This window comes from Pseudomonadota bacterium, assembly GCA_026388255.1.
Lineage (GTDB): Bacteria > Desulfobacterota > Syntrophorhabdia > Syntrophorhabdales > Syntrophorhabdaceae > JAPLKB01.
Genome location: JAPLKC010000081.1, coordinates 1 through 22,980, shown reverse-complemented (window position 1 = coordinate 22,980; position 22,980 = coordinate 1). Strand labels below are relative to the sequence as shown.

Genomic DNA, 22,980 nt, shown 5'->3' with positions numbered 1-22,980 from the left:
CAAAGGTTAAGGGGATTTGGGCAACAGGCCGTAAAGATTTGACCCCCAACACAAACAGATTCGTAAACCGGTCGATAACATTTTTGAATGGATAGCTTCAGAAAAATGAATTTGACTCTTAATGTCTTGTGGTGTAAAAGTTCCTTAGTAGAAGAGGTTGATTCTGTGACGAGAAAAGCTATAGGTCAATAAGGAGAATATCATGATTAACACTGGAGTTGTACGGACAACTTGCGCCCTCTGCCTTCAGGATTGCGGCATGCTGGTGCATTTGAAGGATGGGGAGATAGTCAAGATTGAGGGGGATCCCGATGCCCCGCTCAACATGGGGGCTCTTTGCGTAAAGGCTATGGCATCATTGGAGATTCGGAACCACCCTGACCGCGTAAGACATCCTTTGATACGAAAGGGCAAACGGGGAGAAGGGAAGTGGCAGGAGGTCTCCTGGGATGAGGCCCTCGGCAGGATAGCTGATGAAATGAACAATGCCAAGCAGAAGTACGGCCCTGAGTCCGTATGCTGGTTGAGGGGAGCTGCCAAAGGCATTCAGGACAATGTTTTTACCCGCCTTGCCAATGTGTTTGGCTCTCCAAACATCACCTCTATGGCATCGGTCTGTTATTTCCCCCATGTGAATGCCATGCGCTTCACCTTTGGCTCGTTTCTCATGGAAGATCACACAAATGCCTCGGCGCTGGTCGTGGTTTGGGGCATGGACCCCGCGTCAACATCCATCCCGAACTACGAGCCTCTCAAGAGAGCCATTGCAAAGGGGGCCAAGTTGATGGTGATAGACCCCTTTGAAACCATCCTGGCAAAAAAGGCAGACCAATGGATAAGGCCGAGGCCGGCAACGGACATGGCCCTGGCCCTTGGGATGGCTCACGTCATTATCAATGAAGGTTTGTACGACAAAGCGTTTGTGGAAAACTGGACAATAGGGTTTGATGAACTGAAGGCGCATGTGCAGGAGTATTCACCGCAGAAAGTGTCTGAGATTACCTGGGTGCCGGCAGAGACCATAGTGGATGCGGCAAGATTTTATGCCGCAAACAGGCCCGCAGCCGTTCTGGTGGGGAATGCAAATGAGAATATCGTGCTTTCCTTGCAGACCCAGCGGGCCATCTATATACTGGAAGGCCTCTGCGGCAACGTGGGTGCACCGGGCGGCAAAGTCCAGTGGACTAACCCTCCTATACTGTCCAGAGCTGCTCCGGAATTTACCTTACAAGATCATGTTCCCGGGGAGAGGCGGCAGAGAAGATTGGGGGCCGAATATCTGGCGCCCTTCATCCATTACGCCTTACCGCAGAGTGTGGTAAAGGCGCTCATTACCGGCAAGCCCTATATGCCCCATGTGGCTTATATTCAGGGAGGAAATCTGCTTTGCACCTGGGCCAATTCCAGGGAAACTCTGGAAGCATTCAAGAAACTCGACTTTATTGCAGCGGCTGACTTGTTTCTGACACCCACCGTCGAGATGTGCGATGTGGTTCTGCCTGTGGCCCATTATCTTGAACATGATGCGATTCGCCAGTCAGGTGATCTACCATTTTTGGCACAGATACAGCAGAAGGTGGTTGATCCCGGGAACTGCAAGTCGGACACCCAGATCTATATCGAGCTGTCCCGTAAGCTGGGACTGGGTGAGTATTTCTGGAAGGATGAATGTGATTTCATGGAGGAAATGCTAAGACCCGCGGGCATTACCCTGGATGAGTTCCGGAGAGTCCACATCCTGCAGTGCGTCAGACAGTACAGGCATTATGAGAGGGACGGTTTCGCTACCCCTTCGGGCAAGCTCGAACTCTACTCGAATGCACTCAAGGAGGCGGGCTCCGACCCGCTACCTGTCTATCGTGAACCTCCAGAGACGATGTACAGTGAGCCCGGGTCGGCAGGCGAATACCCCCTGATCCTGACCACGAGGAAGCCGGCTGTTTTTAGGCACGCCAATTTCAGACAGATAAAGAGTCTACGCGCCCGGCGTCCGGATCCGATCCTTAATATCAATCCTGCCACGGCCAAGGAACTGGGGATCGATAACGGAGACTGGGTCTATATCGAGAACAAACGTGGCAGGATAACCCACAGGGCAGAATATACCGAAAGCCTCCATCCAAAAGTTGTGGTGGGAGATCACGGCTGGTGGTACCCTGAAAAACGTGTCGATGAAGGGCTGCATGGGTTTGCAGAATCGTGCATCAATGCAATTACCAGCAACAGCTCCCCTTATGCCCATGAGATGGGAGGTGTTACCCTCAGGGGTACCTTCTGCAAGGTCTACAAGGTCGAGAAAGGGTAAAGGTTCAGGACAGGAACATATTCACTTTTGAAAATTTTCAGAACCCATTTTCCGGTCACAATGAACCTCCCCGAAGCAGAGCTTCGAGGAATCAGCGGAATGGGGAAAATGATTATCCCCCTTACCCTGCCCTCTCCCTCAAGGGGCGAGGGAATATGGTTGCCCCGAAGCAGAGCTCCGAGGAATCTATGTGATTGAAAGCAAAACTCAGGAAATCCCGATTATATCTTTATTATTGACATTGCTTTGCCCTGCATAACAGAATGTATGAGAAAATAATAACATTTGCAGGACTCAGGAGGTTTTAATATGTATGTAATCTACTTAATTCTCGCTATTGTCCTCGAGGTCTCGGGTACAACAAGCATGAAATTTTCACAGGGTTTTACAAAAATCATCCCTTCGATCCTGATTTTTGTATTTTATGGGATCAGCTTCTTTTTTCTCACTCTAACCCTTAAAAAGCTTGAATTAAGCATTACTTATGCAGTGTGGGCCGGCCTGGGTACCGCCCTCATTGCAGGCATAGGTATAATTTGGTTTAAAGAACCTGTTACACCGCAAAAGCTCGTTTCAATAGCCCTCATTGTACTGGGGGTTATAGGCTTAAACCTGAGCGGAGATGCACATTAATAAAAAATACCTGGCTGTTTAAATGAAGGGATTACGCTCCGGACGGCTTTAGTGTTGACATGCAGAATCTTATATGTTGAAATACCCCATATGGCAAAAAACAAGTTAAAGCAGGACATAAAAAAACCGGATATTGTTATAAGGACTTTCGCATACATCTTTAACTGGGTCAGAGAAAACCTTAAATTATGTATTGCAGGCATTGTTGGAATTATCGTCATCTGCTTTTGCGTATTTGCCTACACCCTCTATGAAAAGAAGCAGGATGATAAAGTCCAGTACATGCTTTCTCAGGGCATTCAGGGGTTCGCAGAATTTAGCACTACCGGAAATGAAGAAGCTTTAAAAAAGGCCGAAGATGCCATGAATAAGGTTGTAAATGAAAAGCGGAAAAAGACACAGAGCATAGCAAAACTGTATCTTGGTAAGATTTATTACATAAAAGGAAAGATAGAAGACTCAAAGAAGATGTACAGGGAAGCACAAAACGAATCAAACGAACCGGCTATTAAGATGCTCTCAGAGAAGGCGCTCAGTTACATTGAAAATAAGCAAACGCGTTAATTCCCTTAACTCGCAGAGCGAGTTGAAAAAAATATCCCATGAATATCCATGATTTTTCAGAGCACAAAGGGTTCGACTTAAGGCAGGTAATGGATTTTGCCTCCGGCGTAAACCCCTTAGGCCCGTCAAACAAAGCAAAACATGCCATAAGAAAGGGCATAAAGCACCTGCCCTTTCCCCCTGATGAAGAGATCAGATATTTAAAGCGATATATCTGTAAAAAAGAACGGATCAGAGAAGATAATATAATATTCGGACAGGGTCTGCCTCATATACTCCATGCCTTAATACATATAGCCTCATCAAAAACAGTTTTTGCACCCTCACCTGTCTCGCTTGCATACAAGACGGTTTTTAACAGGTACGATGTGAACGTCGTCACCCTTCCCATGACGGAGGAAAACGGATTTTCAATTGATATAGACAGGCTTATCAGGGGTATTCAGGATGTTGATATGGTAGTGCTGGCAAACCCCCATGACATAACCGGCACAGAGTTCCCCATGGAAAACCTTGCCCGTATTATTGAAGAGACGGACAGGCAAGGTAAAATACTGGTAATTGACGAATCATATATTGAATTTACACAATCCGCTTCCTTGGTTCGACAGATTATTGAATCCGAAAGGGCTATCATATTCAGGACATTCTCTGTCTTCCATGCCCTGTCAGGGCTGCCTGTCGCATACGTCATGGGTTCACCGGGATTGATCAATAAAATCAGAGATATTTCTCTTCTTCCGCAAGTCGGCACTTTAGCATACATGGCTGCCCTTGCCTCATTGAAGGATAAGGGGTATAGAGAGAGAACACAGCGGTTTATCAAGGAAGAAAAGCAATTTATTATGGAAAAGATGAAGGGTATTGGCAGGTTGAAAATCTTTGACACACCCTGTAATTTTTTACTATTAAAAATTCGGCAACCGATAATGGATTTGGAAGAATTATTGCTGAAAAGGAATATTTTGATTGATACATATACAGACGATGAAGGAAATATGTATATAAGAATGCCGTTAAAAACACATAAGTTTAATGCCCGATTTATAAAAACACTAAAAGGTATTATAAATTCCTGGGGGCAAGCCCCTGCGGAAAACAGGGAGTTAATTTGAAAAGGCTTTTTATTGTTTTTACATGCCTGTTTTTATTCATCGTTTATGGATCAACGCTGTACAGCAATGAAAGTGAAATAAGGCTTCTGTACATAAATGATTTTCATGGTTTTGCACAAACCTATAAGCCCTACGGCTCAGATGAATATGCAGGTGGTATTGCCTATCTTGCATGGCTGGCAGGCCAGCTCCGCAAGGAAAAACCGACGCTCTTTCTTGCTGCAGGAGACATGATTCAGGGAAATAACTGGGCAAACCTATTTCAGGGGAAATCCGTTATTGAACTGATGAATGAAATGAAGTTTGATGCCATGGTTGTGGGAAACCATGAGTTCGACTTCGGACAAAAAGCACTGAGAGAAAGGATTGAAGAGGCAAAGTTTCCTGTTCTCGGTGCAAACGTGGAAACAGACAGGCAATCCCCTGTAAAAGTAGAATTACCGACCCTCCAGCCTTATGTGCTCAAAGAGTTGAACAATATAAAAATAGCAATCATCGGCATAACAACAGAGGAAATGCCGATAGTGACACACCCTAAAAACGTGACAGGTCTGAAATTTCTCTCTCAGGTCGGAACAGCAGAGAAATATGTGAAAGAATTGCGGAACAAAGTGGACTTGATCGTCGTCCTGTCCCATATAGGCTATCACCAGGATATGGTTCTTGCTGAAAGAGTGAAGGATATTGATATAATAGTCGGCGGTCACTCACACACAAAAGTTGAGCGACCTGCCTTAGTAGGAAAGACAGTGATTTTGCAGGCATGGGAACATGCCAAGGTCCTCGGCGTCCTGGATGTTACGGTTACAGATGGCAAAATGACAGGGGTAAAAAACAAGCTTGTTGATATAAAACCAACCCAATTAAATAAAGATGACACTGTCGCCTCAATTGTCGACAAATACAGCAACAAGGTTGGTGCGCTGCTACAGGAAGTCATCGGGGAAACCGAAGTTGATCTTGACAGGAAGAATGTGAGAAGCGCTGAGACGAACTTCGGAAATTTTGTGGCTGATATCATAAGACAGACATCCGGCGCGCAGACAGCAATAATCAACGGCGGTTCCATAAGGACAAGCATCAAAAAGGGAGTAATAACGGCCGATGATATATATACCGCATTGCCCTTTGATAATTACATCATTGCTTTTACCCTTACCGGAAAACAGATTCGGGAAACCCTGGAGTATGCCATATCATCAATAAAAGAAGGAGGGGGCAGGTTCCCCCAGCTCTCGGGTATTACCTTCAGTTATGTTGACTCTGAAGATAATCCACCGAAAATTAAGGATATTTTCATTGCGGGTATGCCCCTGGAACCCGATAAGCACTATACTGTGGGTACAAATGATTTTCTTGCAGCCGGTGGAGATGGATACAAACTGTTCAGGGAAGCAATAAATACATCAAAGGACTACTCGGTAACAGGAGGGGCAATAATTGGAAAGGGTATTATTTACAATGATCCCGGCAGATGGCTGAGAGATATTGTTATTGACTATATAAAATCCCGAAAGAAGATATCGCCGGTAACAGAGGGAAGAATCGTTGAAATAAGATAATGCTGGAACAAAGCAAAGGGAACTTTATTCAATGAAGCTTTTCGTCAATAATAAAGAAGTCGATCTTCTCCCCGGCATGACTGTCAGACATGCCTTGATTGCCGCCGACCTATTGAAAGATATTGCATTCGGTAAAAAGATTTTTGATGAACAAGGGAATGAAGTCGGTCTCGACGGGAGCATTGAAGGAGATTTAAAGATCTATGTCAGATAAATTTCATCAGAGAAAGAATTTTCCCGGATTCATAAGCCCTTCAGGATCAATGGACTGTTTTAAAATCTTCATTATTTCAAGGGCTTCTCCGTGCTCCTGAGGTAAAAACGCCCTCTTGCCTATGCCTACTCCATGCTCGCCGGTACATGTACCACCGAATTCAAGGGCCTTATATACAATCTTCCGGTTTGCTTCTTCCACGCGGTTCCACCGGTCCTTGTCATGAGGGTTGTCCAGCACTACTACGTGGATATTCCCATCACCTGCATGACCAAAAACATATGCAATGAGGTCTTTCACCTGTTCTTTGGTGTACCCTGCCATTTCGCTGTAACAGGACAAGGGCACGGCAACATCCATAATCAGGGGAAGCAATCCTGGATGAGACCTTTTAATTGACTCGAATGTAAGATGGCGCATCTCCCAGAGACGGCCTCTTTCGGCCTGCCCTATACCCTTATCAATGGATATAATCCTGTTTTCACGACATATTTCCTCGACAAAGGCCATTTCCTCCTCAAGTCCCTTCTCGCTGAACCCGTGGAACTCCATAAGCAGTGTCGGCATCTCCTCAAGCGACAGATTATGGTCTTTGTTCAACACCCTGATTACCTTTTCATCGAGGAATTCCATGGCAGCAGGCGAAAGCCCTGAATTCATGATCTGAAATACTGTATTCGTTGCGTCAAAGACTGAAGGAAAGGTTGCCCTGACCGCCATAAAATTAACCGGCAATCCGATAAGCCTTAACGTTGCTTCCGTGATGAGCCCCAGCGTGCCTTCCGACCCAGTAAAAAGCGATACAAGGTTGTAACCGGAGGAGCTTTTCCTTGCTCTGTTTCCAGTATGAATGATCCTGCCGCCCGGCAGGACAACAACAAGCCTCATAACATAATCCTTTGTTGCCCCGTATTTTACAGTACGGATACCGCTCGCATTATTACCGATCATACCGCCGATTGTGGCAGCAGCGCCGGGATCCGGCGGAAAAAAAAGACCGTGCTGACCAAGAACCTTGTTCAGTTCCTTATAAATCACCCCTGCCTGAAGATCCACCTGAAAGTCCTGCTGCCGTATGGCAATTATCTTGTCCATTTCCTGAAAATTTATCAGCATCCCACCCTTAACAGGTATGGGATTGCCCTCTAAGCTTGTTCCCACACCCCAGGGGGTAATGGGGATATGCCTCTCGTAAGCCCATTTTACCAGGCGGCTTACCTCTTCTGTCGAGTAAGGCCACACAACCACATCAGGAGGCATATGCGCATGATACGACTCGTCATGGGAATGAAGCTCCCGTACGGATTCCCCGGTGGAAACCCTGTCCCTGTCAAGGATTGTCTTTAATTGGTTTATTTCATCAGCGCTTATCATTCTTAACTTCACTTGCAGATTTTCATTGATAAAAACTTTACGATTCCAGGATTATCCTTTCTTTTTCAATACAAGGAGCTTCTCATAAAAGGCCTTCATTTCCTGAGCCTGAGCAGTAAAATTCCATTTTTCTACGGCAATCTGTTTAGCTTTTATACCGAAGGCATTCCTTCTTTCTTCGTCAGTCAAAATTGCTTCCATCTTTGCGGCAAGTTCATGCTCGTCGAGCCTTACAACATAACCGGATTCCCCATCCTCTACAAGTTCGGGCAGCATCCCCATATCCGATACTATGGCAGGTTTCCCCATAGCCATTACTTCCCGGAGTGCCCGTGCCGTGCCATCGCTGCCTGCCCTCATCATGACAAAGAGGTCGAAGGTCGAAATGACCGAGAAGTAATCTTCTATCCAGTAACCGGCAAGGATTACATCATCTTTAAGACCCAATTTAACAATAGGCTGTTTGATGCTCTGCTCTATCTGGGAACTTCGCCCCATAATGAGGAGCTTTATCTTGTCCATCCTGTTTCTCAGGAGCCTGAATGCTTCAAGTATGACACCATACCCCCTGTCGGGCTTCAGTCTGCCAATGATACCAACGACCTTTTCATCACTTTTTATGCCGAATTCATCCCGCATATCCCTGACAGAACCGTTGTATGGCCTGACCCCGGGAGGAATTACACAGGTACTCTCCTGGGGGAATCTGAAGGCTTCCATATCCTGTTTCATTATGCTGCTGCTGTAACTCACAAGACCGTCAGTACGTCCGACTGCCCATGACATGAACCTGTTAAAAGGCATCCCGTCTCTTTTATGGTCTGTCCTGATTATCAGAGGACCATTCTTTGAAAACAAAAGTGCAAAAATCGCGGTAAAGTGATCGTGGGAAAGGTTGGTGTGAATTATGTCAATCCTGTTTTTAGCAACATAGGACTTTATGGCTCTTATATCGTACAGCCAGTCTTCCGGAGAAAAATACCTGTTCAGCCTGAACTCGTCAAAGGTTTTTATGCCTCTGTCTTTTGCCTGTTTTTCAACAGTTCTTTCCTGGAAATCCAAAGGGGCGCATCTGTATGCCAGTGTTACATCCACTCCCTCGCCTGTCAGCGCTTCACATAACGACACGGTAGGTTCTGCCGGCCCTGTCCATTTCCAGTCACTGAATAATTGAAGAATTTTCATGCTGTTGCCCCGTCATAATCCATAGTACTCCCGGATACACTTGGATACATACAAAACCTCGTCCTCTTTCAGGGAGGGATACATGGGCAGGGAGATGATCTCTTCCGCTGCTGTTTCCGATTTCGGGAATGCACCTTTTTTATGTCCGAGATGTTCATATACCTTCTGAAGGTGTATCGGCGTGGGGTAGTGTATGAGGGTTGAGACGCCTTTTTCGCTTAAATATCCGACCAATTCGTTTCTCTGCTTTGCCCGGACCACAAAAAGATGATAAACATGGTATGCCCAGGACGCCTCGTTGGGGAGTACAAGTGGCGTATCATCCAACTCTCTCCTGTATAACCATGCAAAATGCCTCCTTTTTGTATTCCAACGGTCGAGCAAATCGAGCTTAAGCTTTAAGATCGCTGCCTGCACCTCATCAAGCCTTGAATTAAAACCTTCTATGGCATGGACATGTTTTGCCTCCTGTCCGTAAGCCCTCATCATTATTGCCTTATTATATATTTCCTCCGAATCCGTGACAATAATGCCGCCGTCGCCGTAACAGCCAAGGTTTTTCGTCGGGTAGAAACTGAATGCCGAGACATCCCCTATCGTCCCCACCATTTCATCTTTATATTTAGCGCCATGGGCCTGGCAGGCATCTTCAAGTATCTTTGCCCCATGCCGGAGGCATATTTCCCGGATTTCATCCATCCTGCAGGGGTGTCCGTAGAGATGGACGGGGATGCAAAGCTTGACATTATCTTCTTTTTTCAGCAGGTCATCAAGCTGCCCGGGGTCCATATTGTACGTATCGAGTTCTATGTCGCAGAGAAGAGGGGTAATCCCGTGGATGGAAAGACTCATTGCCGTTGAGATATATGTATTCGGCGTTGTGACAATTTTATCACCCCTTTGAAGCCCTGTAGATAGACCGCCTATTTTCAACGCATCCGTTCCGCTGTTCACGCCTATGGCATATTTAACCCCTAAATATGCGGCAAAGGCCTCTTCAAATGCCTTCACTTCCTTGCCCAGGATATATTCTCCGTTAGAGAGCACATCTTCAAATCGCCCGACGATCTCGCTCTTTATCTCTTCGTGGTCCCTTTCAAGGTTAAATATCTTTACTATCATTACCAATACTCCTTTCTATATTTCCTGTAAAAGGCCACCGTCTTTTTGATGCCTTCTTCAAGCGTTACACGCGGGGCCCACCCTACAATCCTTTTTATCAGTGAAATGTCTGCATAGTAATCACCGGGCTCGACCTCTTTTCTTTCCTGTGTGAATTCCGTAAATCGTGCCTTCCCTGCGCCTGTTATCTCAACTATCTTTTTAGCAAGCTCAATAAAACTTACCGGTATGCCTGTCCCTATATTAAAGACTTTGCCGTATGCTGCATCAACAATTGTCATACTGAGCATACATTCCACAAGGTCTTCCACATAAAGGAAATCACGGAGTATCCTGCCGTCACCGAATACGGGGATATCCTCATCATCCATTGCTTTACGTATAAACCAGTTGAACACGCCATATTCATCGTGTGCCATATGGTGCCGCGGTCCGTACGTGTTTGTTATCCGTAAGCATGTCCCTTTTATCCCGTATATATCGTCATAGACCAGCACCATCTTTTCGGCCGTTAAGTTGGTAACAGCATAAATTCCCTTGGGGTTTGTAGGATGGTCTTCGTCTACAGGGAGTTTCACACTTGATCCATACTCTCCTCTTGTTCCGGCAAAGATTATTCTGGCGGATCTGTTGTGTTGCCTCAATGCCTCAAGGAGCACAAGCGTCCCCCGGCAGTTTATATCGAGATCCTGGACAGGGTTGCGCATGCTGTCCACATGGTTCACCTGTCCTGCCAAATGGAATATGTAGTCTTTACCTTTTACAAGGTGGTTCATCGAAAGTTCGTTTCTCACATCTGAAAAATTCACTTTCACTCTGTCTTCAATATCTTTGATGTTGAAGAGATTGCCCCCCTGCCTTGGCAGCATATTATCTACAATTGTGACATTGGCCCCGGCCCTGACAAGCTCTATGGACAGATTGCTTCCGATAAAACCCAGGCCGCCGGTTACAAGGACTTCCTTGCCTTTTAATGCGTCATCCATACTTCTCTCCTCAATTAAACTCACTTTTTCACTTTCCTTTCCATCTCCCACAATTTTGCCTGCTTCATAAACACATAATACATTGTTGATGCAATAATGATAAGGCCGGGTATGCCGTCAAGAAAACCCCTTTTAAAGATATAATCCCTGAAAAAACGGTATATGGGCCGCATAAGCATATTAAAAATGTGAAAGTGGCGGCCTGATGTATGAAGGTCGTCGGCATATGCCTCGGAATATCTGTCGATTGTTCTTATCTGGTGGGCTGTGTCTGCATACGGGGTATGCATGTAGTAATTTTTCAGGGTGCCTGTCTTTCCATCAATATGGATTTTTGCATGGATGCCACCCTCCCATCTGCCCTTTTCCTTTTTATATAACCGTATTTCATAATCCGGATACCAGCCGCCGTGTTTTATTTCCCTGCCGAGGTAAACATTCCTTCTGTTCACAATAAAGCCATTACAGTTGGTTGCAGTTGAAAGAATATGGGCTATTTCTTCTTTAATCTCCGGCGTAAACCACTCATCGGCATCTATAAAGAGCACCCACTGATTTTTACACAGATCCTGGGCATACTGGTATTTATCCCGCTGGCTGTTTGTATCGAACTGGTATAGTCTGTCAGTATATTTCAGGATAATTTCCCGGGCTCCATCCGTGCTGTGCGAATCAACAACAATCACCTCTTCTGCCCAGCCGGTAATGCTCTGAAGAGCCTTTTCTATGGTATGGCCGTTGTTAAGGGTTATCATGTAAACGGATAAGGGCAACACAGAACCGGAAGATTTTGAATTTTGAATTTTGAATTTTGAATTTTCCATTATTACCGTAACTTAGTATATTAATTTTCAGGTTTTTTGTTAATCTACAATAAAAATTGCTTTAAATCAAACATGTACAAAAAGTTAGAGCCGGCTAATATCAACTGTCACAGGTCTCTGCCCGGTGGTCTCGACCAAGGAAATAATTGGTCCAGGAGGATGTCTGGTCCAGCTCCCAATTGCGTGGGCAGATATACTCTCCTTTAAGGGATACTTCTTCATTGTAAGGTTTGAGCCGGTCATAGGCGCGGACATAGATACAGCGCCGTTTTCCGGGAAAGACTTCGCACCATCCTTCAACTGATCCACCACATGGACCGTTAAAAAGGAACTTCGGACACTGCGACTGAGGGCATAAAAAAGCCATCTCTGCCAGCGTGCAATCTCCGCAACGACGGCAGCGGGAGCTGACAAACTTGATCAGATGTTCCATCTCGGTAAAAGGTCCTTTTAACATCGTACCGTCCACAGTCCTGAAGAACGAGCAGGCTACCTTATAAAGAGGGGAACTCTGCGCAAAAACTGCCTGGTGAAAAAGGCGCATAAGAGCGTAGCCCGGGCTTTTGCCGGGGTGATTCGTTTCATTGGAGAAAATATCGCTGTTCAGTCCTGTCTTAATGTCTTTCTTATATAGGTAAAACCCTTCCGGTTGCGGGTAATCAAATTGGTGAATAAAAGATGTCCAGTTACCGGATAGTTCTGTTGATTTCCCGATGACATATTCAACATCTTCATACTTCAGGTTCAGTCCCCCGATGTGGACGCCATCATAGCCAATTCCGCGGAAAAGTGCGATCTGCTTTGCTGCCCTTTCAAGGCTGGCAGTTTTCCCCTTATCCGGGGAGCGGGATTCCTCTTCACAGGCGTGGAAGAGGTCATCCGTTACCACGCATCCTGGAATACCCTTCCGGTTCATCACCCTTGCCGCAGGGAGGTTCAGGATATACACATTCCCGAGAACGGGAACTCTGATGTCACAATAATGCATGTAACGGAGAAGCTCATCGAACTTGCGGACATCAAAACCTACCTGCGTTATGACATAATCCGCGCCTGCATGGACCTTCTTCCATAGCTTGAAATATTGAGCCATGGTCTCGGATTCGAGTTTCTTAAATGGCGAGACCGCACAGCCATTAAACATATGGGTTGGAGCTATTTTGGTAATTTTACCCGGAGACTTGCCATTAATTTCCAGCCCCTGGTTCATCTCGCTGATGAGGTGTAAAAGCTGGACCGAATCGAGGTCAAAAACCGGTTTTGCTTTCCCTTCAAACCCGTGAAGAGGGAAATCTCCGGTCATGACAAGCAGGTTATGAATACCTATCCGGTCAAAGGCATAAAGAATCGATTCGATCTGATTTCTGTTTTTGTCCTTACATGTAAAGTGAATAATTGGGTCGATACCCATCCGTCCTATCTCGAACCCGATTACTTCAGGGGCAAGAGCAGGGTGCCCGCCAGGGTTATCTGTGACAGAAAGGGCATGAACGAGTCCTCCGTGGGCAGCTTTATCGGCAAGCACCAGGATATCCTCCTGAACTTTGCCACGTGCCCCTCTGCCAGGAACAAGTTCAACGGTATATATAAATTGGTCACGCCGTAACAGGATCTCTTTAAAATGATTGGGTGCCATCTCAGCTCCTTGATGAAATTGCCGTTAGTATTTGCAGTCTGATCAGGACTGCTTGATTAATGAGATTATATCCCGCGTGGAATGGTCCTTGGGGTCACCCACGATGGCAACTCTTCCCCCGTAAGAGAGAACTATATTTCTTTCAGGGACGTTATCCTCAGTATAATCCGTTCCTTTTGCGTGTATATGAGGTTTTAGCTCAAGCAGCAGGCGTTCCACATTAGGCTCGTTGAATGTTATCACGTAATCAACGCACTCTATGGCAGAGACAATCTCAGCCCTTTCTGCTGCCGGGGTCACAACCTGTTTCCTCTTTCCGAGTCCTGCAACAGATGAGTCATCGTTTATTGCAACAATAAGAATATCACCGAGTTCCTTTGCCCCTTTTAAATACCTTACGTGGCCCACATGGAGAATGTCAAAACACCCGTTGCCGAAAACTATTTTTTTTCCTTCTTGCCTTTCGGCTTCAACAATACCCTTAAGCTCTGCAAGTTCCCTGATAATCTGTCCCATATCCTTCCTTAACAATAAATCTCCCCGGCGCAAACAGCAATGTATTATTCGTCATGCCGGACTCGCGGCAAACCGCGGGGGATATATGCACAGTGATTCAAGATCTATAAATCAGCACTCAATACTGCCCGCAACTCTTGCACATTCACTGTTGCAGTGCCTCTCTTCATTACCACAATACCTGCTGCATAGTTGGCAATCCTTGAGGCTGTATAGAAATCAGCGCTGCTTGCGAGTGAAAGCGTCAGCGCAGCACATACGGTATCGCCGGCGCCTGTTACATCTGTCACGTCATCAGTTCCTGAGATATGTATATGATGAACCTTTCCGTCCTTCAGAAAAAGGCTCATGCCTTTATTCCCTCTTGTAATAAGCAGTGCGGCTATATCCATAAAATCCATAATTTTTCTGCCCGCTGCTTCAATATCATGCCCTTCATCCATAGAACTGAGCGAGTAAGCCTCCGACTCATTCGGCGTAATCATTGTCAGTCCCTTAAAAGCATTGAGATTATAACGTGAATCACCGACAACGACCTTGTCTTTTGCCATATCCCTCATGGTTTCGATAGTTCTGTTGTCAACTGTGCCATGTCCATAGTCGGACACAATGAATGCATCCATCGAGGGGGCAATCTCCGCCAATTTTTTTGTAAAAAGAGCTCTTGCCTGTTGCGGAACAGGTTCATTGCTATCCTTGTCTATTCGTATTACCTGTTGTTTTGATGTGTGGGTATCCCCGGCCAGTATTCTTGTCTTTGTGACCGTTGCTCCTTTGTACCTTACAAGCCCGTCCATTGATATCGTTTTGTAGCGGGAAAAGTACTCCATCAATCTATCCCCTGCGTTATCCTTACCTATAAAACCAATTGGGAATACCTGTGCTCCGAGTGCAAGAAGGTTGTTTATCGTGTTCCCTGCGCTTCCCGGGTACACCATCTCTTCTTCATACTTTACAACAACAACCGGGGCTTCCCTTGAAAGCCTGTATGGTTTCCCGAAGATATACACATCGGCGATGATATCCCCGATAACACATATCTTCTTCCCCTTAAATCTGCCGATGATTTTCTCTATGCTGAATGCCTGCCTTTTCCCTTCCTGTTTTAGTTTCATCACTTTGTTACCTGCTTTCAATAATTTCCTCCAGCTTTAAGAACACCTCTTTCGGGCTTATGCCTTTCAGGCATTCGTGGTTTTTATTACATTTTTTATTATTACAGGGCCTGCACGGTATATCTTTGCTGATTTGATATGTGTAATTATTCGGATATTTGGTATATCTTTCATCCATGGGGCCCAAAAGTACAAGAGTAGGTACGCAAAGCGCTGCCGAAATATGTCTTGGACCCGTATCATTGCTCACAACAACAGATGCCCTTGAAAGGCAAACTTTCAGGTCCCTTATATCCATAGATTTAATTTCTATAAACTCTTTTCTGTCAGTTCCATTGTATATCTCACGGGCAAGACCCTCCTCACCTTTTCCCGGCAGCACATATACCTTCATGCCGTAAGCCCCTGCAATCATATCGGAAAGCTCTGAGAAATGACCGGGGGGCCAGCATTTCGAAGGACCGTACTGAGCACCGATAATAAAGGCTAAATAGGGTTTATTAATATCCATATTATTCTGGTCAAATTTATGCTCCTCATCATCCGTAATGCAAAGAGCAGGGGTGTCAGGCAGTCTTTTGCCTCCCAATGCATCTATAATCTTCAGATAATGTTCTACTGTGGGCTCAAGGGTATTGTCTTCTGCCACACGTTGCGTGAGCATAAAACCTCTTTTGTTTCTCGAATATCCGATTCTTTCGTTGACACGGGCCAGATAGAACAGTAGGGCGGAGCGGAAAGAATGGGGTAGTGCAATGCTCCTTTCAAAACCAAGATCTTTTACAAGGGTTATTGTATCGAGTAACGGGATAGGCCCTTTGCTGTCTAAAGGTATGAATCTGTCAAAAATGTTAAGGCCGTTGTATATATGTATGGCACTTGTTTTTCCGATCCCCCATAGCTCGCCGTCCAGAGAGGCCTTCAGGGAATTAAGAAAAGGGATCGCCATAACCATATCGCCCAGCCAGTTAGGCAGATATACTATCGTCTTTCCAGTCACTTCTCACGCCCATAAAAGCATTGTATTTTACTGTGTAAAAACATCTTTCCTTTTCTTCCATCTCTTTATCCAACATGTTCATCTGTTGTATGAAAAGCCCTTTGTTTTCACGCCAGCCTTCTGCTGTTGACGATTCAACCTTACTGACAAGCTGTGCATATTTCTGTTGGCCGTCCATATCTGCATAACCGTTTAAAAACAGACAGAACATGGTCTTTAATTTATTTACAAAAAGGTCTGCACCTTCCCCGAGTATCATGCATGTCTCATCGGTAAAATTATCGAGGAGGCCCATCTTTTCAAAATCGATCTGCCCGGCCTTTTTTGCTATATCATACGCCTTTGTGCCGATAAAAGGGAAAAATAACGACCAGCGTATTCTGCCCGGCTGTATCCTTGCGAGAAGGTCCATCGTTTCCACCATATCTGCCTTTTCTTCATGCGGCAACCCTATCATAACAAATGCAGACGTGTGGAGTCCAAACTTATGCGCCATTTTGAATGCCCGCTCAATATCCTTATTTGTCATGTACCTGTTCAGTACGTTCCTTCGCACCCTGTCGCTGCCGCTTTCCAGCCCGAATTTGACTATTTTGCACCCTGCGTCTTTGAGGTATCGCGCCATGTCTTCGTCAAATATACGTGCATGTGCATTGCAGACAAAACCGATGTCGGTTATCGCCCTGTATTTTTCAGAAAACTCCTTGAGCCATGCTTTGTCAAAGGTAAATACATCGTCATCAAATATAAACATCTTTATCCGTTTATAGCGTGCGAGGAGGTATTCAATCTCGCTAGTTACTTCATCTACCTCATGCCTTCTCAAATATTCCTTCGGCAGGTAACCATTGTCTTTATACAATTTCATAATCTTGTGATTCAGACAATAGGTGCAACGAAAAGGACATCCTCTCGAAGCAAGGAGCCCCACCCATCCATCTTTTGCGTCTATCATTTGCTGAAAGTCAAAGATTTCATAGTCCTTAAAGGGAAGCTTTGTTATATCTGTGAATGGCCGTAAGGGCTCAAGGATTATACTGCCCCCATCTTTATAACCGATATTTCTTATTCCTCTCGGATCAGCCTTTTGGATAAGTTCGAGAAATGCCTCTTCGCCTTCACCGATGCATATATAATCTACGGGACCTTCGGCAATTGTGCCGTGCGGGTCCATAGTTGGATGAATCCCTCCAAAGACTATGGGGGCATCATAGTATCCCTTTATACTATGTGCAATCTCAAGGGCGTATTTGTACTGGTTGGTAAGGACTGAAAAACCTATAAAATCCGGCTTGATAGAAAGAACATCCATTTTTATCCTGTCAAAATCGAGGGGGTAGCCGAGTTTTTCATTCACATTTAAAAGATAAGTCTCTATGCCCTTTGCCTTTAAAAGACCGGATATATAGGAAATCCCGTAACTGAATCCTATCTGTGCATAGAGGTTGGGATATATAAACAATACTTTCATTATTTTCACCTTATGCGAAACATAGCGTTTGCAGTTCACCGTTTAATGGCAAATATTCTTCCGGTTTTACTGTGAACCGCGAACCATTAATTATGAACCGACTTATGCATCTTCACCACTGCCTCAAAAACCTCGTCTACCGTAATGCTTTCAACACATTTCCTGTTTTGGCATTTTTTGTTTTTGCACGGGCTGCACGGTAAATCCTTTCTTACTATTATATTATTCTGCCCAAAGGGGGCATTAATATTGACATCTGTGGGGCCGAATATTGCAACTACAGGCCTGCCTGCAAATGCTGCGAGGTGCATAACACCCGTATCGCCGCCGATATACATGTCAACCTTTTTCAAAAGAGCAAAGAGTTGGGGGACGTCTGTCGAACAGGATAATAATGCCCCATCACCTGAAATCTGCCTTAAATGTTCCGCTTCTTTTTTTTCACCTGGACCCCACAATATCAATACATGGCCGCCTATCTCATTACTTATCTTTTTAATTAATGCCCCGTAATGCTTGATGTTCCATCTTTTATACGCACTCCCGCTGCTGGAGAAAGGGTTTACCGCAAAGACCGCCCCGGAGAGGTCTGCCTCTGAAAAAAAACTGTCTATATATTTTTCCATTTCAGATGGGACAACAAGTTTCACCTCCGGAATTTCTTTACCGGCGCCAAGGTAATGTGCGATCAGCATATTCCTTTCAACCTTATGGATCCTGTTATTACCGGCAGTGACCGCCTCACCATAGAAAAGATGGCTCTTTTCCTTGGCATATATCTTTCCAAAACCGATCCTTCTGGCTCCACGGGCAATCTTTGCGAATATTGCGCTCTTAATTATCCCGTGAAAATCGGCAATAATGTCATATTCAACCTTTCTCAGCCTCTTCAAAAAGGCATTTATCTCTTTTATTGCCCGTATGGGATCACTTTTTTTGATGGCCCTGACAATACTATGTCTTGGGAACTCAATCACATCGTCTACAAAATCCTGATATGACAGGAACCGACTGACAGAGCCCTCGACAAGCCAGCAGATACGGGCATCGCTATAGGTATTTCTGATAGCAATAACAGCGGGGATGCTCATAAGAACATCGCCTAAGGAGCTTAATCGTATTACCAGAATATTATTGGGGTTTGACATCCTTCAGGATTTCAACAAGAGGCGAGGGGATTAATACAGGCTTTTTGCCTGCGTTTAAACAGATATGTTTTGTCTTTCCTTCCACTATCATGTTGCCGTTTTTGTATATCTCATAATGGAATGTAAGCCCTCTGGATTTTAGCTCCGATATGCCGGTTTTCACAGTTAGCAGGTCGTCGTAGGTAGCGGAGCTGTAGTATCTTGCCTCCAGCTCAACAACTACGAGTTGATAGCCCATTTCTTCGAAATCTCTGTATGTAAACCCCTTTTTTCTAATATACTCGCTTCTTCCAACCTCAAAGTATACGGAGTATGTTCCGTGATAGACAACGCCCATCTTGTCCGTATCCGCATACCTTACGCGGACAGCTACATCAATAGTTTCAAAATCATTGATTCTATCGGTTTTTTTCTGGTTTTTCATTCAGAGAGCCCTCATGTATTCAGGCCTCAGCATGGAGGGGTCCTTTTGTTTCAGGACATACCGGATTGAATTTAAAGTCTTTTCTTTTTCTTCAGGGAGCCATGCCTTAACAGGGAGGTAATTTGAGGCATGGTTAGAGGCAAAAAACATATGTGTTGCATCAATATTTTCAATCATGATGGCCAGTTCATCAAGCAGTTGATAAGGATCCGGGACTTTAAATGTGCCCTGTCTCACTTCTTCGGCCAGGACAGTACCGGGCACTACAATAACACTCAAGGCGCCTGCGTAATCAGGGTCAATCCTGCTTAAGAATTTTCCTGTCTCTTCAGCATGTATTTTGCTTCGCTCCACCCCACCGAGGCCCAACAGCACCGTCACTGAAAGAATAATGCCTGAGTCTTTGACCCTTTTTGCTGCCTCAGCCGTCTTGTCCAGAATAGTCCCTTTATGTACTCTATCAAGTGTAACCTGATCTCCTGATTCTACACCGAGGTAGATAATCCCGACCCCGAGATCTTTCAGCGCCTTCAGCTCTTCCACTGATTTTTTTAAAATAGATTTTGTGTTGCCGTAAACGCCTATCCTCTCAAGCCTGGGAAAAGAGTCCTTTATAAGCTCAACGATGGGAAGAAGTCTCGTCTGGGGTATGATCAGTGCATCCCCATCCGCAATAAACACCTTTTTGATGTGCCTTGCATATGCCTTGGCCTCGTCCACATCTTCTTTGATTTCATCAAAGCTTCTCACCCTGAATTTTTTGTCTTTGAAAGAACCGCAAAAAGTGCACTTATTGTGAGAACACCCTATGGTTACCTGCAGGATAAGACTGTCTGCCTCGCTTGGCGGTCTGTATATTGCCCCCTCATATCTCATATTATTTCTCTTTCTCTACCATGTAAAGCCTTTCGCCTTCCCGCAAAAAACCGTATTTTGTTCTTACCACATCTTCGAGATACTTGTCGTCCTTCTGTAGTCTTTCCATTTCACTCATCAGGACTGTATTCTCTTTTTCTAATTTTTGAATTTCAACATTCACCTTTTTTATATCCATTTTTGTTTTAATATATGCCAAAATACCACCGTCGGCAAAAAACAGTGAAAATATCAATGCGAGCATAAGTATAGCCATGCCGTACTTTTTTATCGTTTCCTCAAGCATTATAGTTATATTAACGGCAAGAAAATAAAAAGTCAACTTTATATGTAAAGCCCTGGCTTTTAGGAAAATAACGTCCAATCAGTTACATTAACATTTTGTAGGGAGAAAGATTCCTGAGCAAATATTAAGTACCGGAAGTTGTATGTTTTTTATGCGTAATAAAGCCTGCCAGGATTTTAACCGGTTTTTTCTCCGGCACAACTTCCGGGGTTGTTTTAATCTGATGTTCTACTGAAGCAAGGAATACGCGCAATTTTTCAATGAGTGTTTGGAGGTCTGATTTTGTATACATCCCCGACTTTTCCTCAAAATATGTTTTTTGTGGTCTGCAATCCTGCAACCTTTATTTTCATAGGTATGGGTTTCGGGTCTGTTGATTTGGGTTTTCTTCTTTTGTACGCGGTAAGCATCTTCTCTAATTTTGCATTAGTTACAGGCATCTCCATTATTTCATCGAAGATGGTAAAAAAGTAAGGGCTTCCAAGTTTCGCAGCAAAGAAATATCCCTGGGAAACAGGGATATTTCCTGACCTGATTTCGGCCTGAATTTCAGGAGAAGGTTTTAAAAGTGAAATTGTGCGGAACAAGGTAGGATAAGACTTTGCAGAGATTTCAATGATGGTGTTCAATGTGAACACCAATGCCTCCGATAGAGTATCTGGTTTTCGGTTATACTTTACGAGATCGCTCATTACCCCATCCACATCATACCCCTGGTCAGGATGTTTCGCCTGGATAAATGAGAGTATTCCTTTGGCCTGATCTATGGGATTTAAGTCTTCACGCTGGAGGTTCTCTGTCAGTTGAAGGGCTATGGTGTCGCCTAATTCTTTGCCTGCTTCAATAATTCTGATTGGTACGGATTCAAACCCTAATTGTCTGGCTGCCACAAGACGTCTCTCCCCGCAGATGAGTAGATATGTTCCGTCATCCTGTCCGGTTACAATAAGCGGTTCCAGGATGCCTTTGTCTTTGATCGACTGCATGAGCGACTTGAATGAGTCTGTCTCGATATCAATGTTTGACCGCACCTGTTCCAATACCACGATCTGTTCCACTGGAATATACAGAAATTCAGGATTTACACTTGTCTTTCTTGTTGCCATATTACCCCCTCTACTTTTAATTGGTTTTGTAAAAAAGCTTATTGCTATCCTCTCGCCCCCTTACGGGGACAGGCCCAATCCCATACGGTCGTTCGAGTACGCAGAGATCGCAGAGTTTTATATAATCTTCCACCTACGAGCTGGTGAAAGCATCGAGATTCAAAACTAAGATACTTGTTTTATTTGTTTCACAATGCTACAATTGTAGCAGGAGGTGACGTATGAGTGTGGCGATCCGGATTGATGACGAATTATACGAAGAAGCAAAACGAAGTGCCGAGGCAGAATGTCGCACAGTGCCGCTGCAGATAGCCTACTGGGCCAAGATAGGAAGGGCCGCTCTTGATAATCCTGATCTGCCCATTGAATTCATTCGTGATATATTGGCGGCTAAGAAACAGGGAGATTTTGAACCCTTCGAATTTACCAAAGAATGAAGATTGTTCAGACATCATACTTCAGGCGCAGGTACAAAAAACTCCATTCGAACCAGATCAAGCCGGTCAATGAAGCAATCATGCACATTCTTTCCGATGTGTCGTGTGGTGAAGAAAAAATAGGTGATCTCGCCGGGGTGCGGGTATACAAATTCCGCGCGCTGGAACAACAATTTCTTCTTGCATACGAGTTTGACAAAGAGACCCTGTTTTTACTTGCATTGGGTGTCCACGAAAACTTTTACCGGGATTTGAAAAAGACAAGATAAAATACTTGTTGCGCATTTGTTTATCGGACTTGGGGAATCAAGGAGATGTTCTTAAAAAATTAAGAAACTTTGACGGTATTTCTTTACATTTCGTTCCTTTTTAATTTTATTTATTTTTTAAAGAACATCCCTTCCGTCCATTTGGATATACCTGCCTTTCTCTGCGTACCCTGCGGGCTCTGCGAGAGATAATGCTTTAATATCTTTTATCCTCACGCCCACTCCCATACGGTCGTTCGAGTACGCGGAGATCACAGAGTTAAAACTTAGGAATTGAGAGAATGATTCATTCCGGCAACCCCGCATACCCTGCGGGTAAAATATTAGCTCTTCGGACACTCTCCTGGTGTTTTTTTAATTGTCTTGTGAGTTCCCCGTGATGATGTTACTTATTGTAGATATTTATAAACAGTGTGTCAAGATATTTCCGAGCGTTCTGCAGGACTGGCAGGCGTTCCGCATCCTCCATGTGTCAAGCAAATTAGTTGGGAATGTGTTTTATGAAAATTGCTTGCTCCACCTACAACTAAATGGAATCAAAACAGTTAACATTTATTGATTACCAAAGGAAACAAACAACAACCATTCCCCGAACTCCACCACTCGCTTCTGATGGCAGGAAGGGCAGAAGTGGCGGCGCTTACAGGAAAATATATTTCTCCGGGCATGACAAATTCTGCAAGATAGAATCAGCGCATCTGGAGTGGAATTACCGATACTGGTAAATCCGTCATATTTTGACTTTCCCGGCAGGTTTTGGTAAAAAGAAAGGGAATTTTTTCCAATATTTCTTTTTGATTGAAAGGAAACTT

At 44.6% G+C, this 22,980-nt stretch carries 26 protein-coding genes; 9 read left to right on the top strand and 17 right to left on the bottom strand.

Features of this window, described 5'->3' with window-relative positions:
- The first annotated feature begins 202 nt into the window (after window positions 1–202).
- From NT178_09795 to NT178_09770, 6 genes are all read left to right on the top strand, one after another.
- Window positions 203–2,305 (top strand): molybdopterin-dependent oxidoreductase, encoded by a 2,103-nt coding sequence (locus NT178_09795; GenBank protein MCX5812821.1) that lies wholly within the window; start codon window positions 203–205, stop codon window positions 2,303–2,305.
- A 309-nt stretch (window positions 2,306–2,614) separates the two neighbouring features.
- Window positions 2,615–2,938, top strand: a complete 324-nt coding sequence (locus NT178_09790) for a multidrug efflux SMR transporter (GenBank protein ID MCX5812820.1) — start codon at window positions 2,615–2,617, stop codon at window positions 2,936–2,938.
- A 90-nt stretch (window positions 2,939–3,028) separates the two neighbouring features.
- The gene (locus NT178_09785; GenBank protein MCX5812819.1) at window positions 3,029–3,502 is read left to right on the top strand and encodes a tetratricopeptide repeat protein; all 474 of its coding nucleotides are present in this window, start codon (window positions 3,029–3,031) and stop codon (window positions 3,500–3,502) included.
- 38 nt (window positions 3,503–3,540) lie between these two features.
- A complete protein-coding gene (locus tag NT178_09780; protein ID MCX5812818.1) occupies window positions 3,541–4,617 on the top strand; it encodes a histidinol-phosphate transaminase in 1,077 nt (358 codons plus the stop codon).
- The gene (locus NT178_09775; protein ID MCX5812817.1) at window positions 4,614–6,179 is read left to right on the top strand and encodes a 5'-nucleotidase C-terminal domain-containing protein; all 1,566 of its coding nucleotides are present in this window, start codon (window positions 4,614–4,616) and stop codon (window positions 6,177–6,179) included. Before NT178_09780 ends, NT178_09775 begins: the two co-directional genes overlap by 4 nt.
- Before the next feature lie 31 nt (window positions 6,180–6,210).
- Entirely contained in the window at window positions 6,211–6,393 is a 183-nt protein-coding gene (locus NT178_09770; protein ID MCX5812816.1) for a hypothetical protein, read from the top strand.
- Window positions 6,394–6,399: 6 nt separating this feature from the next.
- Here the strand turns inward: NT178_09770 and NT178_09765 are convergent, their stop codons facing one another.
- The 16 genes from NT178_09765 to NT178_09690 form a co-directional block, all read right to left on the bottom strand.
- Window positions 6,400–7,767: an FAD-binding oxidoreductase gene (locus NT178_09765; GenBank protein MCX5812815.1), complete on the bottom strand. Its 1,368-nt coding sequence runs from the start codon at window positions 7,765–7,767 to the stop codon at window positions 6,400–6,402.
- A gap of 51 nt (window positions 7,768–7,818) precedes the next feature.
- Window positions 7,819–8,952, bottom strand: a complete 1,134-nt coding sequence (locus NT178_09760; GenBank protein MCX5812814.1) for a glycosyltransferase family 4 protein — start codon at window positions 8,950–8,952, stop codon at window positions 7,819–7,821.
- A 12-nt stretch (window positions 8,953–8,964) separates the two neighbouring features.
- Window positions 8,965–10,074: a DegT/DnrJ/EryC1/StrS family aminotransferase gene (locus tag NT178_09755; protein MCX5812813.1), complete on the bottom strand. Its 1,110-nt coding sequence runs from the start codon at window positions 10,072–10,074 to the stop codon at window positions 8,965–8,967.
- A complete protein-coding gene (locus tag NT178_09750; protein MCX5812812.1) occupies window positions 10,074–11,060 on the bottom strand; it encodes a GDP-mannose 4,6-dehydratase in 987 nt (328 codons plus the stop codon). Before NT178_09750 ends, NT178_09755 begins: the two co-directional genes overlap by 1 nt.
- 20 nt (window positions 11,061–11,080) lie before the next feature.
- Window positions 11,081–11,884, bottom strand: coding sequence for a glycosyltransferase family 2 protein (locus NT178_09745; GenBank protein MCX5812811.1), 804 nt, complete (start codon window positions 11,882–11,884; stop codon window positions 11,081–11,083).
- A 100-nt stretch (window positions 11,885–11,984) separates the two neighbouring features.
- Window positions 11,985–13,520: a methylenetetrahydrofolate reductase C-terminal domain-containing protein gene (locus NT178_09740; protein ID MCX5812810.1), complete on the bottom strand. Its 1,536-nt coding sequence runs from the start codon at window positions 13,518–13,520 to the stop codon at window positions 11,985–11,987.
- Between the two features lie 42 nt (window positions 13,521–13,562).
- Window positions 13,563–14,051: an adenylyltransferase/cytidyltransferase family protein gene (locus NT178_09735; GenBank protein MCX5812809.1), complete on the bottom strand. Its 489-nt coding sequence runs from the start codon at window positions 14,049–14,051 to the stop codon at window positions 13,563–13,565.
- An 89-nt stretch (window positions 14,052–14,140) separates the two neighbouring features.
- A complete protein-coding gene (locus NT178_09730; protein ID MCX5812808.1) occupies window positions 14,141–15,172 on the bottom strand; it encodes a PfkB family carbohydrate kinase in 1,032 nt (343 codons plus the stop codon).
- Window positions 15,159–16,151 carry a lipopolysaccharide heptosyltransferase II gene (gene waaF / locus NT178_09725; GenBank protein ID MCX5812807.1) on the bottom strand — a complete coding sequence of 331 codons (993 nt, stop codon included), beginning with the start codon at window positions 16,149–16,151 and terminating at the stop codon, window positions 15,159–15,161. Before waaF ends, NT178_09730 begins: the two co-directional genes overlap by 14 nt.
- Window positions 16,120–17,622 (bottom strand): radical SAM protein, encoded by a 1,503-nt coding sequence (locus NT178_09720; GenBank protein MCX5812806.1) that lies wholly within the window; start codon window positions 17,620–17,622, stop codon window positions 16,120–16,122. The genes waaF and NT178_09720 overlap by 32 nt, the downstream gene beginning before the upstream one ends.
- Before the next feature lie 86 nt (window positions 17,623–17,708).
- Window positions 17,709–18,713 (bottom strand): glycosyltransferase family 9 protein, encoded by a 1,005-nt coding sequence (locus NT178_09715; GenBank protein MCX5812805.1) that lies wholly within the window; start codon window positions 18,711–18,713, stop codon window positions 17,709–17,711.
- Between the two features lie 40 nt (window positions 18,714–18,753).
- Entirely contained in the window at window positions 18,754–19,194 is a 441-nt protein-coding gene (locus NT178_09710; protein MCX5812804.1) for a thioesterase family protein, read from the bottom strand.
- Complete coding sequence (locus tag NT178_09705; protein MCX5812803.1) at window positions 19,195–20,070, bottom strand: radical SAM protein; 876 nt, start codon at window positions 20,068–20,070, stop codon at window positions 19,195–19,197.
- Window position 20,071: 1 nt separating this feature from the next.
- Window positions 20,072–20,356, bottom strand: a complete 285-nt coding sequence (locus tag NT178_09700; GenBank protein MCX5812802.1) for a septum formation initiator family protein — start codon at window positions 20,354–20,356, stop codon at window positions 20,072–20,074.
- A 124-nt stretch (window positions 20,357–20,480) separates the two neighbouring features.
- Window positions 20,481–20,648, bottom strand: a complete 168-nt coding sequence (locus tag NT178_09695; GenBank protein ID MCX5812801.1) for a hypothetical protein — start codon at window positions 20,646–20,648, stop codon at window positions 20,481–20,483.
- Window positions 20,649–20,661: 13 nt separating this feature from the next.
- Window positions 20,662–21,462, bottom strand: coding sequence for a ParB/RepB/Spo0J family partition protein (locus NT178_09690; GenBank protein ID MCX5812800.1), 801 nt, complete (start codon window positions 21,460–21,462; stop codon window positions 20,662–20,664).
- A gap of 221 nt (window positions 21,463–21,683) precedes the next feature.
- Here NT178_09690 and NT178_09685 point away from each other — a divergent pair, with 221 nt between their 5' ends.
- Window positions 21,684–21,899, top strand: coding sequence for a ParD-like family protein (locus NT178_09685; protein ID MCX5812799.1), 216 nt, complete (start codon window positions 21,684–21,686; stop codon window positions 21,897–21,899).
- Window positions 21,884–22,168, top strand: coding sequence for a type II toxin-antitoxin system RelE/ParE family toxin (locus NT178_09680; GenBank protein ID MCX5812798.1), 285 nt, complete (start codon window positions 21,884–21,886; stop codon window positions 22,166–22,168). Before NT178_09685 ends, NT178_09680 begins: the two co-directional genes overlap by 16 nt.
- Before the next feature lie 117 nt (window positions 22,169–22,285).
- Here NT178_09680 and NT178_09675 read toward each other — a convergent pair whose 3' ends face one another.
- Window positions 22,286–22,423 carry a hypothetical protein gene (locus NT178_09675; protein ID MCX5812797.1) on the bottom strand — a complete coding sequence of 46 codons (138 nt, stop codon included), beginning with the start codon at window positions 22,421–22,423 and terminating at the stop codon, window positions 22,286–22,288.
- A gap of 275 nt (window positions 22,424–22,698) precedes the next feature.
- On the opposite strand from NT178_09675, the gene NT178_09670 reads away from it, so the two are divergent.
- Window positions 22,699–22,893 (top strand): hypothetical protein, encoded by a 195-nt coding sequence (locus tag NT178_09670; protein MCX5812796.1) that lies wholly within the window; start codon window positions 22,699–22,701, stop codon window positions 22,891–22,893.
- Window positions 22,894–22,980 lie beyond the last annotated feature (87 nt).